At 67.3% G+C, this 15,059-nt stretch carries 17 protein-coding genes; 5 read left to right on the forward strand and 12 right to left on the reverse strand.

Annotation, left to right across the window (positions count from 1 at the left end; translation table 11 throughout):
* Positions 1 to 47: 47 nt before the first annotated feature.
* The gene (locus O3305_RS17015) at positions 48 to 2,465 is read right to left on the reverse strand and encodes a ligase-associated DNA damage response DEXH box helicase (protein WP_269573594.1); all 2,418 of its coding nucleotides are present in this window, start codon (positions 2,463 to 2,465) and stop codon (positions 48 to 50) included.
* 18 nt (positions 2,466 to 2,483) lie between these two features.
* On the opposite strand from O3305_RS17015, the gene O3305_RS17020 reads away from it, so the two are divergent.
* Both O3305_RS17020 and O3305_RS17025 read left to right on the forward strand, forming a co-directional pair.
* Complete coding sequence (locus O3305_RS17020) at positions 2,484 to 3,482, forward strand: ligase-associated DNA damage response exonuclease (RefSeq protein WP_269576548.1); 999 nt, start codon at positions 2,484 to 2,486, stop codon at positions 3,480 to 3,482.
* Between the two features lie 56 nt (positions 3,483 to 3,538).
* Positions 3,539 to 3,988, forward strand: a complete 450-nt coding sequence (locus O3305_RS17025; RefSeq protein WP_184162401.1) for a hypothetical protein — start codon at positions 3,539 to 3,541, stop codon at positions 3,986 to 3,988.
* Here O3305_RS17025 and O3305_RS17030 read toward each other — a convergent pair whose 3' ends face one another.
* From O3305_RS17030 to O3305_RS17065, 8 genes are all read right to left on the reverse strand, one after another.
* A complete protein-coding gene (locus tag O3305_RS17030; RefSeq protein ID WP_269573595.1) occupies positions 3,989 to 4,375 on the reverse strand; it encodes a hypothetical protein in 387 nt (128 codons plus the stop codon). It abuts the gene before it with no gap.
* 51 nt (positions 4,376 to 4,426) lie between these two features.
* Positions 4,427 to 5,245: an endonuclease/exonuclease/phosphatase family protein gene (locus O3305_RS17035; protein WP_269573596.1), complete on the reverse strand. Its 819-nt coding sequence runs from the start codon at positions 5,243 to 5,245 to the stop codon at positions 4,427 to 4,429.
* 17 nt (positions 5,246 to 5,262) lie between these two features.
* Complete coding sequence (rpoN, locus tag O3305_RS17040; protein ID WP_269573597.1) at positions 5,263 to 6,792, reverse strand: RNA polymerase factor sigma-54; 1,530 nt, start codon at positions 6,790 to 6,792, stop codon at positions 5,263 to 5,265.
* A gap of 6 nt (positions 6,793 to 6,798) precedes the next feature.
* Positions 6,799 to 7,575, reverse strand: a complete 777-nt coding sequence (lptB, locus tag O3305_RS17045) for an LPS export ABC transporter ATP-binding protein (RefSeq protein WP_269573598.1) — start codon at positions 7,573 to 7,575, stop codon at positions 6,799 to 6,801.
* Between the two features lie 122 nt (positions 7,576 to 7,697).
* Positions 7,698 to 8,297, reverse strand: a complete 600-nt coding sequence (locus O3305_RS17050) for an LptA/OstA family protein (protein ID WP_269573599.1) — start codon at positions 8,295 to 8,297, stop codon at positions 7,698 to 7,700.
* 3 nt (positions 8,298 to 8,300) lie between these two features.
* Complete coding sequence (gene lptC / locus O3305_RS17055; RefSeq protein WP_269573600.1) at positions 8,301 to 8,945, reverse strand: LPS export ABC transporter periplasmic protein LptC; 645 nt, start codon at positions 8,943 to 8,945, stop codon at positions 8,301 to 8,303.
* Positions 8,945 to 9,565 carry a ribonuclease D gene (locus O3305_RS17060; RefSeq protein ID WP_184162382.1) on the reverse strand — a complete coding sequence of 207 codons (621 nt, stop codon included), beginning with the start codon at positions 9,563 to 9,565 and terminating at the stop codon, positions 8,945 to 8,947. The genes lptC and O3305_RS17060 overlap by 1 nt, the downstream gene beginning before the upstream one ends.
* Before the next feature lie 9 nt (positions 9,566 to 9,574).
* Positions 9,575 to 10,411 (reverse strand): TerC family protein, encoded by an 837-nt coding sequence (locus O3305_RS17065; protein ID WP_269573601.1) that lies wholly within the window; start codon positions 10,409 to 10,411, stop codon positions 9,575 to 9,577.
* A 212-nt stretch (positions 10,412 to 10,623) separates the two neighbouring features.
* Between O3305_RS17065 and O3305_RS17070 the strand changes: the two genes are divergently transcribed.
* Both O3305_RS17070 and O3305_RS17075 read left to right on the forward strand, forming a co-directional pair.
* On the forward strand, positions 10,624 to 11,445 hold the full coding sequence (locus O3305_RS17070; protein ID WP_269573602.1) for a cold-shock protein: 822 nt from the start codon (positions 10,624 to 10,626) through the stop codon (positions 11,443 to 11,445).
* Between the two features lie 73 nt (positions 11,446 to 11,518).
* Positions 11,519 to 11,887 carry a hypothetical protein gene (locus O3305_RS17075; RefSeq protein ID WP_269573603.1) on the forward strand — a complete coding sequence of 123 codons (369 nt, stop codon included), beginning with the start codon at positions 11,519 to 11,521 and terminating at the stop codon, positions 11,885 to 11,887.
* Between the two features lie 9 nt (positions 11,888 to 11,896).
* Here O3305_RS17075 and O3305_RS17080 read toward each other — a convergent pair whose 3' ends face one another.
* Positions 11,897 to 12,370 carry an Lrp/AsnC family transcriptional regulator gene (locus O3305_RS17080; protein ID WP_269573604.1) on the reverse strand — a complete coding sequence of 158 codons (474 nt, stop codon included), beginning with the start codon at positions 12,368 to 12,370 and terminating at the stop codon, positions 11,897 to 11,899.
* A 109-nt stretch (positions 12,371 to 12,479) separates the two neighbouring features.
* On the opposite strand from O3305_RS17080, the gene O3305_RS17085 reads away from it, so the two are divergent.
* Positions 12,480 to 13,790: a S41 family peptidase gene (locus O3305_RS17085; protein WP_269573605.1), complete on the forward strand. Its 1,311-nt coding sequence runs from the start codon at positions 12,480 to 12,482 to the stop codon at positions 13,788 to 13,790.
* On the opposite strand, the gene O3305_RS17090 is transcribed toward O3305_RS17085, so the two are convergent.
* Entirely contained in the window at positions 13,787 to 14,620 is an 834-nt protein-coding gene (locus O3305_RS17090) for an EamA family transporter (RefSeq protein WP_269573606.1), read from the reverse strand. The genes O3305_RS17085 and O3305_RS17090 overlap by 4 nt on opposite strands.
* Entirely contained in the window at positions 14,617 to 15,057 is a 441-nt protein-coding gene (locus O3305_RS17095) for a hypothetical protein (RefSeq protein WP_269573607.1), read from the reverse strand. The genes O3305_RS17090 and O3305_RS17095 overlap by 4 nt, the downstream gene beginning before the upstream one ends.
* Positions 15,058 to 15,059 lie beyond the last annotated feature (2 nt).

Here is a 15,059-nt window from a genome sequence, read left to right on the forward strand (position 1 = left end):
GTGAAGGTACACCCATCCATGCTGCGCAGCAATTGTCTGAATTGTGTCTAATCGAGGCGCATCGCCTCCGCCGCGATGTCCTCGGCTTCCATCAGCAGCGCGTCCTCGGTCATGCCCTGCGCGACATTCTCGCGGCCGATCATGATGAGGACGGGCACCGCCATCGGCGACACGCGCGGCAGATCGACATGCAGCATCGTGTCGGCGGCGGTATCGAGCAGATGGCCTAGCCGACCGACATCGGTCATCCGCGCCCGCGCATCGGCCCAGGCGGCGCGCAGCAGCAGGTGATCGGGCTCGTACTTGCGCAGCACGTCATAGATCAGGTCGGTCGAGAAGGTGACCTGGCGCCCGGTCTTCTTCTTCCCAGGATGCTGGCGCTCGACCAGCCCGCCGATGATTGCCACTTCGCGGAAGGCGCGCTTGAGCAGAGCCGAGCCCTGCACCCATTCGACGAACTCATGCTCGAGGATGTCGGGCGAGAACAAAGCGGCCGGGTCCTCGATCTTCTCCAGCCCGTAGACGGCAAGCGCATAGTCATTGGCGACGAAGCCGAGCGGCTTGAGCCCCAGCGCCTCCATCCGCCGCGTCACCAGCATGCCGAGCGACTGGTGCGCGTTCCAGCCCTCGAAGCTGTAGACGACCATGTGGTGCTTGCCTTCGTGCGGGAAGGTCTCGACGAGCAGCTGGCCGGGCGCGGGGATCGCCGAACGACGTTCCTGCACCTCGAGCCATTCGCGGACATCATCGGGAAAGCGCCGCCATTGGCTGCGGTCGTGCAGGAAATGGCGAACCCGTTCGGACAGGGTGGCGGTGATCGCGAGGCGCGCGCCCATGTACGAGACATAGCGCGCCGGCTTGGCGGTAGCGCGGACGATCAGGTCGGTCAGCTCGACGCGCTCGACCTCCACCGCCATCCCGGCGAATACGAAGGCATCGCCGGGCGAAAGCTGGGTGCCGAACGCTTCCTCGACCTTGCCGAGCCGCCGGCCATTCTTGAAGCGCACCTCCATCATCGGCGATTCGACGATGATGCCGGCGTTCAAGCGATGCTGCGCAACAAAGGCCGGGGTGGTCACCCGCCACAGCCCGTCCCTGCCCTTGGTCAGCCGCTTGAACTTGTCATAGGCGCGCAGCGCATAGCCGCCATCGGCGATGAAGCTCAGCACCCGATCGAACGTCTCGTCGGGGAGTGCCGAATAGGGCAATGCTGCGCGGATTTCGTGCAGCAACTGGTCACGGTCGAAAGGCGACGCGCAGGCGCAGGCCATGACATGCTGTGCCAGCACGTCGAGCGCGCCGGGACGGAAGACATCGGGATCGAGCTCGCCCTGCTCGACGGCGTCGAGCGCGGCGCGGGCCTCGAGATATTCGAAGCGGTTGCCGGGAACGAGCACGGCTTCCGAGGGCTCGTCGAGCCTATGGTTGGCGCGGCCGATGCGTTGGAGCAGGCGCGACGAACCCTTGGGCGCGCCCATCTGGATCACGCAATCGACATCGCCCCAGTCGACGCCGAGATCGAGGCTGGCGGTGGCGACCAGCGCGCGCAGCTGCCCGTCGGCCATCGCCTGCTCGGCGCGCTGGCGGGCCTCGAGGCTGAGGCTGCCGTGATGCACGCCGATCGGCAGTTTGAGCTCGTTGACCTTCCACAATTGCTGGAAGACCAGCTCGGCCAGGCCGCGGGTATTGCAGAAGACGATCGTCGTCTGGTGTGTCTCGATCTCGGCCATCACCTGGGGGATCGCATAGACGCCCGAATGGCCGGCCCAGGGGACCCGGTCCTCGGGCAACAGGATCGCGATATTGGGCTCGGCGCCCTTCTCGCCCTGCACCAGGGTGACCGTATCGATATCGCCATGCGGGGCCAGCCAGGCGCGATAGCCGTCCGGATCCGCGACCGTAGCCGATAGCGCCACCCGGCGCAGGTTTGGGGCAAGCCGCTGGAGGCGGGCCAGGGCGAGGGCGAGCAGGTCGCCGCGCTTGCCGGTGGCGAAGGCGTGGACCTCGTCGATCACCACCGTCCGCAACCCCTCGAACATCGTCAGGCTGTCCTCATAGGAAAGCAGCAGGCTGAGCGATTCGGGGGTGGTCAGCAGGATCTGCGGCGGCCGCGCGCGCTGGCGGACCTTCTTTTCCCAGGGTGTGTCGCCGGTACGGGTCTCGACGCGGATGGGGGCGCCCATTTCCTCGATCGGGGTGAGCAGGTTGCGCTGCACATCGACGGCCAGCGCCTTGAGCGGCGAGATATAGAGTGTGTGCAGCCCGTCGGCGGGTGCTTCGATCAGCTCGGCCAGGGTCGGCAGGAAGCCCGCCAGCGTCTTGCCCGCGCCGGTCGGCGCCACCAGCAGCGCATGCTCGCCACGCCGGCCCGCTTCCAGCATCTCGAGCTGGTGGCGGCGCGGCGCCCAGCCCCGGGCCGCGAACCAGTTCGACAATGTTGGGGGGAGCTGGGAACCGGCGGCCATCCCGACCATATAGGCATGATGGCGAAGCTCGGCGACTGGATCGATCCTAGACCCACCGGCATCTATCTGCCGGCGGCCGATATCTGGATCGATCCGTCGCAGCCGGTCCGCCGCGCGCTGGTCACCCACGGCCATGCCGATCACGCGCGGGGCGGCCATGAAGCGGTGTGGGCCACGCCCCAGACGCTGGCGATCATGGAAGCGCGCTACGGGCCGCAGAGCGGCAATCCCGTTGCCTATGGCGAGCGGATCAGCATGCACGGCATCGATATCCGCTTCGTTCCTGCCGGCCATGTCCTCGGCTCGGCGCAGATCGTGATCGAGCATCGCGGCGAACGGATCGTCGTCTCGGGCGATTACAAGCGCCGCCCGGATCCCACTTGCGCGCCGTTTGAGCCGGTGCCCTGCGACGTGTTCATTACCGAGGCGACGTTCGGGCTCCCTGTCTTCCGCCATCCCGAGACGCATGACGAGCTCGACAAGCTGCTTGCCGCGCTCCGCGCCAATCCGGAGCGCTGCGTGCTGGTGGGTGCCTATGCGCTGGGCAAGGCGCAGCGAGTGATCTCCGAGCTGCGGGTGATGGGGTTCGACGATCCGATCTACCTGCACGGCGCGCTGCAGCGGCTGTGCGATCTCTATGTCGAGCAGGGCGCAGACCTTGGCGAGCTGCGCCCGGCCACGGGCGTCGCCAGGGCCGAATTGCAGGGGCGGATCATCCTCTGCCCGCCCGGCGCGCTCAACGATCGCTGGTCACGCCGGCTGCCCGATCCGATCACCGCGATGGCATCGGGCTGGATGCGGGTGCGCCAGCGTGCCCGGCAGCGCAATGTCGAGCTGCCGTTGATCCTGTCCGATCATGCCGATTGGGACGAGCTGACCCGCACGATCCGCGAGCTGGAGCCCCGCGAAGTCTGGGTGACGCATGGGCGGGAGGATGCGCTGGTCCATTGGTGCCGGCTCCACCAGGTCAAGGCCCGGGCGCTCGACCTGGCCGGATTCGAGGATGAGGACGACTGATTGCCCACTGCTCCTGTTACCGATACCATTCCCGGCAAAAGACAGGAGAGGGACAGATGAAAGCAGTGAAGCTGGCGGCGATTGCCGCGGGACTGACGCTGGGTGCCGGCGCGGCGCAGGCGCAGCAGGGATCGACCGGGCCGGGCATGCCGGTGCTGGTTGGATCGGTGGACGCGCCGGAGCTCAAGGGACCGGACGACAGCGCGGCGCGGATCGACAAGGCGGTGCGCGATTCGCGCCTCGACGCCGAGAAGCCGAAGACGGCGCGGGCGGTGCCCGCCAAGCCCGGGGACGTCACCGCCGGCAGCGAAGTGCGCGATTCGAAGGGCGTGGTGCTCGGCAAGGTCGAGTCGGTCAGCATGGCCGCCGCGGTGATCGTCGCGGAGGCGGGCAAGGTCGAGGTGCCACTCGAGGCGTTCGGCAAGAACAACAAGGGATTGCTGCTCGCGCTGACCAAGAAGGATTTCGATGCGATGGTCGCGGGGGCCAACAAGCCGGCGAACTGATCAGGCGGCGGCGCGATCCGTGCCGGCGAACAGCCAGGCTTCGGCCGTCGCCACATCCTCGAAGCAGCGGGCATAGCGCTGGTCGAGGGCGCGATTCAGCTGGGTGCGGGCCAGTGTCTTGCCCATCACGAAAGCCAGCCGCCGCGAGCGATAGGCGGGGTCGGCCAGCATGGTACGGAACGTCTCGACGCTTTCCTGCGCCTGGATCTTCATCTCGCGCAGGTCATTGAGCGTGAGATGCTGGTTGGGCCCACAGGTCAACCGGCCATGCGCGGTAGCACGCTCTGCGAGAAAGGCGTCGATGTCCTCAGTCGTGAAGAAGCCGCGCATCCGGATGCGGACGAGATCGCGCTCGGGCTCGACGTCGATGGTGAAATCCGCGGACATGGCACCTGCGATAGCGTTATCCACCTACCAAAATCCTAAGGCGCACCTTCCCTAGCGCCGGGCCGGCTTCGACCATCCGAACGTCGCGACCACCGGATAGTGATCCGAGGGATAGAGCGGGCCGTTGTGGGTATCTATCGTGCGATAGCCGCGCACGGTGAAGCCGCGGGTGAAGATCCAGTCGATCCGGCGATCGGGCACGCCCTTGAAGGCGTGGAAGGTTGCTTCCGGGCCGACCGGCCTGGCGACGGCGCCGCGGGCATCGGCCAGCGTCTCGCCGAGCAGCGCGTGCGAGGTCGATTCGGGGACGGTGTTGAAGTCGCCGGTGAGCACCACCGGCACGCCCTTGGGCAGGGCGGCGATCCGTGCCTGAAGCAGCCGCGAGCATTTCTCGCGGGCCGCCTCGTCCTCGGCGCGATAGGGGAAATGGGTGTTTAGCAGGTAGAATCGCTTGCCGGCCCGGGTCTCGAACAGGCCCCAGGTGACCATGCGCGGATAGAGATTGCCCCAGCTGATGCTGGCCGGCACCTCGGGCGTGTCCGACAGCCAGAAATCGCCATGCTCGATCAGCTTGAGCCGGTCGCGGCGATAGAAGACGCCCATATGCTCGTCGGCATGGCCGCCGCGGCGATCGATCCCGAACCAGCTATAGCCGGGCAGGCGCTCGACCAGATAATCGCCCTGGAGCTTGAACAGCTCCTGCGTGCCGATCACGTCGGGCGCTGCCGCGGCGATAGTCCCGACGAACAGGTCGCGGCGCTTTTCCCAGATGTTCGCGCCGTCCGAAGGGGCGGGGAGGCGGACGTTGAAGCTCATCACGACGAGCCTGTCCTGCGCCTGTACCGCCATCGGCATGAGCAACGCGAGCACCAACCACAGGAATCGAATCAACCCACGCCCTCCAATGCCTTTTGCCGGCGGCGCTGCACCGAGCTGCCGATCCCCATCGCCTCGCGATATTTCGCGACCGTGCGCCGGGCAATGTCGAAGCCCTTGGCGTTGAGCAACTCGACCAGCGTGTCGTCGGACAGGATCTTCTTGGGATCCTCCGCCTGGATCAGCGTGCGGATCGCGTTCTTCACCGCTTCGGCCGACACCGCGTCGCCGCCCTCGGACGACTGGATCGCCGAGGTGAAGAAGTATTTGAGCTCGAACAGCCCGCGCGCGCAGCTGAGATATTTGTTCGAGGTGACGCGGCTGACCGTCGATTCGTGCATCTCGATCGCCTCGGCGACCTGGCGCAGCGTCATCGGCTTGAGATGCGCGACGCCCTTGAGGAAAAAGGCTTCCTGCTGCTTCACGATCTCGGATGCAACCTTGATGATCGTGCGCTGGCGCTGGTCGAGCGCCTTCACCAGCCAGTTGGCGCTGACCAGCATGTCGGACAGCCAGGCCTTGCTCGCCTTGTCCTGCGGGCCGGCGGAGACTTCGGTGTAATAGGCGCGGTTGACCAGCAGGCGGGGCAGGGTCGCGGCGTTGATCTCGACCGCCCAGCCCATGCCGCGGCGCGCGACGAAGATGTCCGGGGTAACCGCGAGCGTGGGTTCGCCGCCATAGCGGCAGCCGGGCTTGGGGTCATAGTTGCGCAGCTCGCGGATCATGTCCGCCAGGTCCTCGTCATCGACGTCGCAGATGCGCTTGAGGCGAGGCAGGTCGCCGCGCGCGACGAGATCGAGATTGTCGATCAGCCGTGCCATGCAGGGGTCGTAGCGATCTGCTTCCTTCGCCTGCAGCGCTAGGCACTCGGCGAGGTTGCGCGCGCCAACGCCGGTGGGGTCGAAGGTCTGGATCGTCGCCAGCACGCCCTCGACCCGAGCAAGCGGCACGTTCAGCCGGTTGGCGATGTCGAGCAAGGGCGCGGTGAGATAGCCCGCCTCGTCGATCTGGTCGATCAGGTGCGCGGCGATGAACAGGTCGCGGCCGTCCACACTGGCGCCCGCCTGCGCCATCAGGTGATCGGCGAGGCTGAGGTCGGCGCTGCCGAGATTGTCGAAGTCCGGCCCGTCCTCGGGCGCGCCGCCGCCGCTCGCGCCGGTGAGACCCAGGCTGCCGTCCATCCCCGCGCCGCCCAGCGTGTCGCTGCCGCTGTCGTGGTGGAAGGTTTCGGCGGCGAAATCCACGTCGAGCGCGGCCTCGCCCGCCGCCTCGCCGCCGCCGGCGATCAGCTCGCTGGCATCGGCCGGGCCGTCGCGTTCCTGGAAATCGCCATCGGGCTCGGGCGCATCGGCCGGTTCATTGTCACGCTCGTCATTGCCGGTACCGCTGCTTTCGAGCAGCGGGTTCTTCTCCAGCTCCTCGGCGATGAACGTCTCGATTTCGAGGTTGGACAGTGCCAGCAGCTTGATCGCCTGCTGGAGCTGCGGCGTCATCACCAGCGATTGCGACTGGCGCAGATCGAGGCGAGGCGCGAGACTCATCGGCGATTAGAGCTCGAAGCTCTCGCCAAGATAGAGGCGGCGGACATTCTCGTCGCGGACGAGATCGCCCGGGGAGCCGGCGAACAGTACCCGGCCATCATAGATGATGTAGCCGCGGTCGACGATGTCGAGCGTCTCGCGGACATTGTGATCGGTGATCAGCACGCCGATGCCGCGCTGCTTGAGCTGGATGATCAGGTCGCGAATGTCCGAGATCGAAAGCGGATCGATGCCGGCGAACGGCTCGTCGAGCAGGATGATCGTCGGATCGGCGGCCAGCGCCCGGGCGATCTCGGCGCGGCGGCGCTCGCCGCCCGACAGCGCCATCGCCGGCGCGGCGCGCAGCCGGGTAAGACCGAATTCGTCGAGAAGCTCGTCCAGCCTGCGCTTGCGCGCCGCCTTGTCGGGCTCGGCCAGCTCGAGCACCGCGGAGATGTTGCCCTCGACGCTGAGCCCGCGGAAGATCGAGGTTTCCTGCGGCAGATAGCCCAGGCCGAGGATCGCGCGGCGATACATCGGCAGGCGGGTGATGTCCTCGCCATCGAGCATGATGCGGCCGCTGTCGGGCTTCACCAGGCCCATCACCGAATAGAAGCAGGTGGTCTTGCCGGCGCCATTGGGGCCGAGCAGGCCTACGACCTCGCCGCGGCCTACCGAGACCGACACGTCCGTCAGCACCACGCGCTTGTCGTACGACTTGGCGATCGAGACGACCGCAAGCCCCTTGTCGGGCAGTGGCGCCGGATCGGCGACGGGCGTTTCGAGGGTGGCGACGTCGGTCATACGTGGTTCCTGTATGGACGGTGCGCGTTACCGACGGGTTTCCCGCAGCCGTTTGGCAGGATTCCTGCATGAAGACGGCGGGGAAGGGAAGCCCCGAGCGGCGTGCCGTGGAAAAAGGGCGATTACTGTTTCGGAGCCGGGGTGGCGGAAGGTGCGGGGGCGGTGGTGGCGCTGCCGGCGCGCTTGGGCACCGAGAAGCGGCCGGTCACGCGGCCGCCGCGGCTCTGCACGCCCGGCGTGCCGGAGGCGCCGCTCGATCCGCCGACGCCCGATCCGTCGATCGTCGCCCGGCCGGTGTCGAGGTTGATGACCAGGCGACCGCCCGAGACGTTGTTCGGCCCCTGCTTGAGCGTGACGCCGCCGACCATGGTGATGATCCGCTTGTTGACGTCATAGACGGCATATTGGCCGGTCGCGCTCTGGTCGGGCCGGGTGATGGTGACACCGCCCGAGGCGTCGAGCCGCGACACTTCGGGCGAGCCATCGGTGATCTGGCCGGTATAGGCGAGGGTGACCCGCGCGCCGGTGAGCGTCATCTCCGCCTGCTTGATGCGCACGCCGCCCGACAGGATGACCCGGTTGGCCTTGTCCTGCAGCTCGATATGCTGGGCGTCGAAATCGATCGGCGCGTTGCTGTCGTGCCGCTGCTGCGCAGCCGCGGGCGACGCGGCAAGCAATGCCAGCGTGAAGCCGATCGGAAGCAGGGCAGTCGCACGGATCATGTTCTAGCGCCTATTCGCGCGCTTGGGGGTAATCCGCAAGCGTGCATTGCCATCTAGGGAGATGGTGCGGTTTTCCAAGTCGGCAGTCAGCTTGTTGGCGCTGAACACGCCGGTCGGCGTCTTGCCGGTTACTGCGCCGCCGCTTTCCATCTTGCGGGTCTTCAGGTCGACGGTGGCGTTGGTGGTGTCGAGGACATAGCCGTCGGTCGTCTGGAACTTGATCGGCCCGTCGGACGACACCTGTTCCTTGTCGAGATCGTAGTGGCCCCGATCCGCCTTGAGGGTCGCCGGACCCTCGGGCAGGTTGATCTCCGCGTTCAGGTCGCGCAGCTGCACGATCGGCTCGGCTGAACTCTTCTGGATCGCCGAGCCCGCATTGAGCCGGAACGCCTGGCCCTTCGAATCCTCACCGCGATACACGGCCGATTCGAGGCGGAGCCGCTCGGTGGCCATGTCGACCTTGTTCTTGTCGAGCACGAAGCTCACATCGCCCTTGGTGAGCAGCGGCGCGAGGATCAGGAAGGCCGACAGCACGCCGATGCCGACGGGCAGGAAGATCAGCGACAGGCGCACGACGCGGTCGTGCGCGCTGCCGGGATGCGCCCAGCCGCGCTTCTGAGATTTCAGCCGGGCGGCGACCTCGGACATCAGATATGCGCGAAGATGTCGGTTTCGGGCCAGCCGGCCAGGTCGAGTTCGGCGCGCCAGGGGAGGAATTCGAAACACGCCTGGGCGAGGTCGGTTCGGCCTTCGCGTTCGAGGCGCTTGTCGAGTTCTTCCTTCATGGCGTGCAGGTAACGCACGTCGGACGCTGCGTATTCACGCTGCGCCTCGGAAAGTTCGGGGCCGCCCCAGTCCGAGCTCTGCTGCTGCTTCGACACCTCGACGCCGACCAGCTCGCGGACCAGCTCCTTGAGGCCGTGGCGATCGGTATAGGTGCGCACCAGGCGCGAGGCGGTCTTGGTGCAATAGACCGGCCCGGCGATGACGCCGAGGTAGAAGCGGATCGCCGCCAGGTCGAACCGGGCGAAATGATAGAGCTTCAGCCGCTCGGGATCGGCGAGCAGCATGCGCAGGTTCGGCGCGTCATAGCTGGAGCGCGGGCCGAAGCGGACGAGATGCTCGTCGCCGGAACCGTCGGACAGCTGGACGACGCACAGCCGGTCGCGCGGCGTGATCAGCCCCATCGTCTCGGTGTCGACGGCGATCGAGGCGCCCGGCGCGAACAGGCCCTCGGGGATATCTTCTTCGTGGAAATGCACAGTCATCCGGGTCGCCTAGCCCTGTTCGCCGCCGGGCTCAATGGCCGGAGGTGCATGCTTCGCCGCCTGCCTGCGCGCGCGGTTGGTGCGCGCCCAGATATTGAGCCCCTCGACACCCGCCGAAAAGGCCATGGCGGTATAGATATAGCCCTTGGGGATATGCGCCCCGAACGCTTCGCCGATCAGCACCATGCCGATCATCAGCAGGAAGCCGAGCGCCAGCATCACGACGCTGGGATTGCGGTTGATGAAGTTGGCCAGCGGATCGGCGGCGATCAGCATCACCGCCACCGCGGCGATCACCGCGACGTACATGATCTCGACATGCTCGGTCATGCCGACCGCGGTCAGGATCGAATCGACCGAGAAGACGATGTCGAGCAGCAGGATCTGGACGATCGCGGCCGTGAAGGTGATCGAGGCGACCTTCTTCTTGTCGAGCAGCTGGTCCGCCTCGCCCGGCGCATCGGCGTCGACCGAATGATGGATCTCGGTCGTCGCCTTCCACATCAGGAACAGGCCGCCGGCGAGCAGGATCAGGTCCTTCCAGGAGAAATCGGTCTCGAAGCTGGGCAGGCCATGCGCGTCGAGCGGGCCGGTCAGCCCCAGGCTGAACACGGTGTTCTTCAGGCTGATGATCCAGCTGATCGCGGTGAGCAGCGCAAGCCGCATGACCAGGGCAAGCGAGATGCCCACCCGGCGGGCGCGCTGACGCTGTTCCTCGGGCAATTTGTTCGAGAGAATCGAGATGAAGATCAGGTTGTCGATGCCGAGCACCACCTCCATCACGACAAGGGTGACGAGCGCGGCCCAGGCGGCCGGACTGGCGAGCAATTCGGTGATCGCGTCCATGGCGAACAGCTCTGCCCTGCGACGGAATGTGGCGCAAGCGCTGCGATTAACGATAGTTCGGCCATTTCAAGTCGAATTTCGTTCGCTCGCTGTACGATTTTGGGCTATGGCCGATTCCATGGCGCAAGTTTTTGCGCTGGAAGACCTGCGTTTTTCGTCCGGCGCTTGGCTTTTGATTTGATTTGTGGGCGAACCGGGAAGACGAACAGGGCATGAGTTTCGATAGAGGGCGCCGTGGGGATCGCGGCGGACGTGGCCGCGACAAGCGTGATGGCTTCGGCGGCGATGATTTTGGTGGCGGCAGCAGCTTCGGCGGCGGTTTCGAGGATCGCGGCGGTTTCGGCGGCGGTGACCGATTCGGTGGCGGTGGCGGCGGTGGTTACCGCGGCGGCGGTGGCGGCTTCGGCGGCGGCGGCGGTGGCGGTGGTTACCGCGGCGGCGGCGGTGGCGGCTTCGGCGGCGGTGGTGGCGGCGGCTTCGGCGGCGGCAACCGTATGCCCCCGCAGGTCATCGGCGAAGGCACCGGTGTCGTTAAGTTCTTCAACGCGCAGAAGGGCTTCGGCTTCGTCGTTCGCGATGATGGCGGCGAAGACGTCTTCGTGCACATTTCGGCGGTCGAGCAGGCAGGCCTCACCGGCCTGGCCGAAGGCCAGCCGCTTGGCTTCACGCTTGTCGATCGCGGCGGCCGTATCTCGGCTACCGAACTGAAGATCGACGGCGAGCCGATGCCGGTCGAAGAGCGCGCACCGCGTGAAGATCGCGGCGATCGTGGCGGCTTCGGCGGCGGCGACCGTGGTGGCCCGCAGCGTCAGCTGACTGGCGAGAAGGCGACCGGTACGGTCAAGTTCTTCAACGCCATGAAGGGCTTCGGCTTCATCCAGCGCGATGATGGCCAGCCGGACGCGTTCGTGCACATCTCGGCCGTCGAGCGTGCCGGCATGCCGACGCTCAACGAAGGCGACCGTCTTGAGTTCGAACTCGAAGTCGATCGCCGCGGCAAGTATGCCGCGGTGAACCTCACGCCGCAGGGCTGAGGTCAGCCTTCAGGCAGACAAACGAAGGGGCCGGGCGGAAACGTCCGGCCCTTTTGCTTTTGGGGGGAGGCGCATGGTGTTCGGACGGATGCGCGCGCAGGCGGTGATCTGCGTCGCGGTGCTGGTGTTGCCAGGGTGCCGCCCGAACCCCGCGCAGGATCCCGCGACGCTGGCCGCGATTCGTGCCGAGGCACGGGCGCTCATGGCCAATCCGCACGTCGATGCATCGTCGCGAGTCCCCGAATCGCACTGGCCGCGTACGATCGGGTCGCTCCGGCCCGAATGGGTGCGGATCGATGAAGACGGTGTGGACATCCCCGTGAAGGTCTATTTCGACGACAGCTGGGGCTATTGGGTCCCGCGCGATCCTGCCAGGCTCCCCGGGCGCAGGTCCGGCTACCGGGCGGTAGGCGAAGGGATCTACTGGTATCACTTCTCCTAGCCGGCGAGCCTAGTCCCCAAGCAGCTCGTGCAAGGGCAGCGCGGGGGTGAACTTGCGGCGGCGCTTGAAGAAGCTGGTCTCGTAGCGACGCACCACCGGATCATTGCCGAGCAGCGAATCGACCAGCGCGTTGAACGCATCCATGTCGCGGGCGCTCACCACCAGCACCAGGTCGAAGCTGCCGGTCACTTCGGCGACGAGCTGGACGTGCGGGCTGGCGATCAGCCGGCGCTGGAAGCCTTGCAGCGCGTCGAGCGAATGCCGATCGAACTGGACATGGACCAGCGCCGACAGGAACGGGCCGACCTCCTCGGAGACGATCGAGACGTCCGCGGCGATCGTGCCGTCGCCGCGCATGCGCCGGATCCTTCGGGCGATTGCGCTGGGCGACAGCGGCAGCCGTTCGGCGAGCAGGTCCGCCGTCATCAGTGCATCCTCTTGCAGCAGCGCGAGGATGCGCAGGTCCATGTCGTCATTGGTCATCGCCGCTACTATGCCAGATTTTGGCAAGCAGGCAGGCGAAATTGCGCGCCACGCGCCCGGGGTTCGGATCATAGAGTGTTGGTCAAGTAACACAGTCGGGGGGTGACCCATGAAGATCGCATTCGTCACGGCGCTGGCTCTCTCGGCCGGTCTTTCCGTCGTCGCCCAGGCGCAGCAGGGCCCCGGCCCGGCCCCGGTTGCCGCGCCCAGGGCCGGCACGGCCGAGATCGTCGCCGGCATTCGCAAGGCGATCGCCGAGAACTATGTGCTCGCCGCCAAGCGTGCCCCGCTCGATGCCGCGCTCGCCAAGGGGCTCAAGTCGGGTCGCTACAATGTCGAGGATCCGGGTGAGCTGACCCGCCGGATCAACGAGGATATGTTCGCCGTCGCCGCCGACAAGCATCTGGGGCTGTCCTTCGATCCGCGCGCTTCGGCGGAAATCGCCAAGCGCGGCAGCCAGGACGACGAGATCGAGAACACGCCTTTCTTCAAGGCGCTGCTGCGTCGCGGCAATCACGGCATCACCGAGATGAAGCTGTTGCCCGGCAATGTCCGCTATGTCCGCTATGACGGGTTCGGCTGGACCGGCGACGAGAGCAAGGCGGCGATCGATGCGGCGATGGCGTTCCTGCGCGATGGCGATGCCGCGATCCTCGACCTGCGCGGCAATGGCGGCGGCAGCCCCGAGGCGGTGCGCCGGCTGACCAGCTATTTCGTGCCCGCCGGCACCAAGCTGGTGACCTTCCATATGCGGAGCGAGGCGCCGACCACTTCGACGAGCGAAGCGGTTCCCGGCGGGCAGCTCAACCTGCCGCTCTATGTGCTGACCAGCGGTCGCGCCGCGTCGGCGGCGGAGGAGTTCGTCAGCCACGTCGCGCGACTCGGCTTCGGCACGCTGATCGGCGCGCCCACTGCCGGGGCCGCCTATCGCAACGAGTTCTTCGCGGTGCCGGGCGGCTATCTGATCAGCGTCTCGGTCGGCTACCCCGAGCTGCCGGGCGGCGGCAATTGGGAAGGTACGGGCGTGGCGCCGAAGATCGCCGTGCCGGTCGAAAAGGCGCTGGACCGGGCGCAGCAGGAAGCCGCACTGACGCTCGCCGCGAAAGCGCAGGGGCCGCAGAAGACCGAGCTCGAATGGACGGCGGCGCTCTATGGCGCGCGGCTGGCCCCGGTGACGCCGGCGCGGGCGCTTGCCGCCTATGCCGGACGCTATGGGCCGCGCACCGTGGCGCTGGAGAATGGCGCACTCACCTGGCAGCGCGACGGTGGCCCCAAGTCGGTGCTGGTCCCGCTGGGCGGCGACCTGTTCACGCTGGACGGCGATCCGCGCACCCGCGTGCGCTTCACGGGTGAGGGCGGCGTAACCGGCGTGACGATCGAGCGGGCGGACGGGACGAGCACGCCTTCGCCCAGGGGCTAGGCGGTCAGGATCAGCGCCGCGCCGGCCAGGATCCCGGTGACGCTGAGTGCGCGGACCAGCGTCACCTTTTCGCCCAGGAAGACCACAGCGATCACCAGCGCGGTGATCATGCCGGTCTCGCGCAGTGCGGCGAGCGGGGCGACGGCGCCGAGCGCGAAGGCGTTGAGCGCCAGGCCGTAGGTCAGGATCGACAGCGCGCCCGCCGCGGTGCCCGGCTTCCACTGGGCCAGCGCAGCGGCGAAGATCCGGCCGCGCGATACCAGGCCGAACATGGTGACGATCGCCGCGCCGGAAAGCACGAAGGACCAGACGATATAGCTGACCGGCCGGGGCGCGGCGCGCACGCCATGGGCGTCGGCCACGGTGTAGCAGCCGATCATCGCGGCGGTGAGCAATGCCCAGCCGAGCCCGGCCCGGCCCAGGTGACGACCGATCACCAGCGTGGCGACCGCGCCGCCGATCACCGCGATACCCAGCGCCTCGCGCATCGGCACGGCTTCGCCGAAGACCAGGATCGCCAGTGCGGCGGTGAGCATCGGCGCGGCGCCGCGCATCACCGGATAGGCGGCGGAGAAGTCGCTGGCCTCGAAGGCGCGGACGACCGCGTAGAGATAGAGGCAATGGATCGCGGCGCTGAGGCCGAGCCAGCCCCAGGCGCCGTGCGGCAGCGGCACCAGCAAGGTGGCGGGCAGCAGGATCAGCGCGCTCGATCCGTCGATGATCGCGCGGCCGGTCATCTTGTCCTTGCCGCCCTTGAGGATGGCGTTGACCACCGCGTGGATCGAACCCGAGGCGATCATCATCGCCGGGGCGAGGAATTCGGGGCTCACAATTCGATCTGGCGGCGGCCCAGCCACAAAGCGAGGGTGATTCGCGAAACGATCGCCGAGAGCAGCACCAGCGGCACGACGATCCACAAGGTGAGCACCTGCACTTCGGACCATTGCCCGGCGACCAGATGCCGCGCGCTCGACAATGCGGTCCAGCCCAGCACCAGCGCGGCGGTCACCAGCCCGGCGAGCAGGCCGGTGCCGAACCAGCGGCGCCAGGGCAAGGCGGGGTCGCGCAGGAGCAGCAGCGCAAGCGGCACGCCGACGATCGCGGCATAGCAGACCCCGAACAGCGCGAGCGTGCCCCAGATGCGCAGGAAGCTGTCACCCGCGTTCGATCCGGCGGCGAAGATGCCCGGCAGCAGCGACGCGATCGCCGGCCCCGCCAGAACGGCGACGATCAGCGGCACGGGCGCGATGCGTTGCTCTTCCCCCATGC

It is taken from the genome of Sphingomonas sp. NIBR02145 (assembly GCF_027359115.1).
In the GTDB taxonomy this organism is placed as follows: Bacteria; Pseudomonadota; Alphaproteobacteria; order Sphingomonadales; family Sphingomonadaceae; genus Sphingomonas; species Sphingomonas kyeonggiensis_A.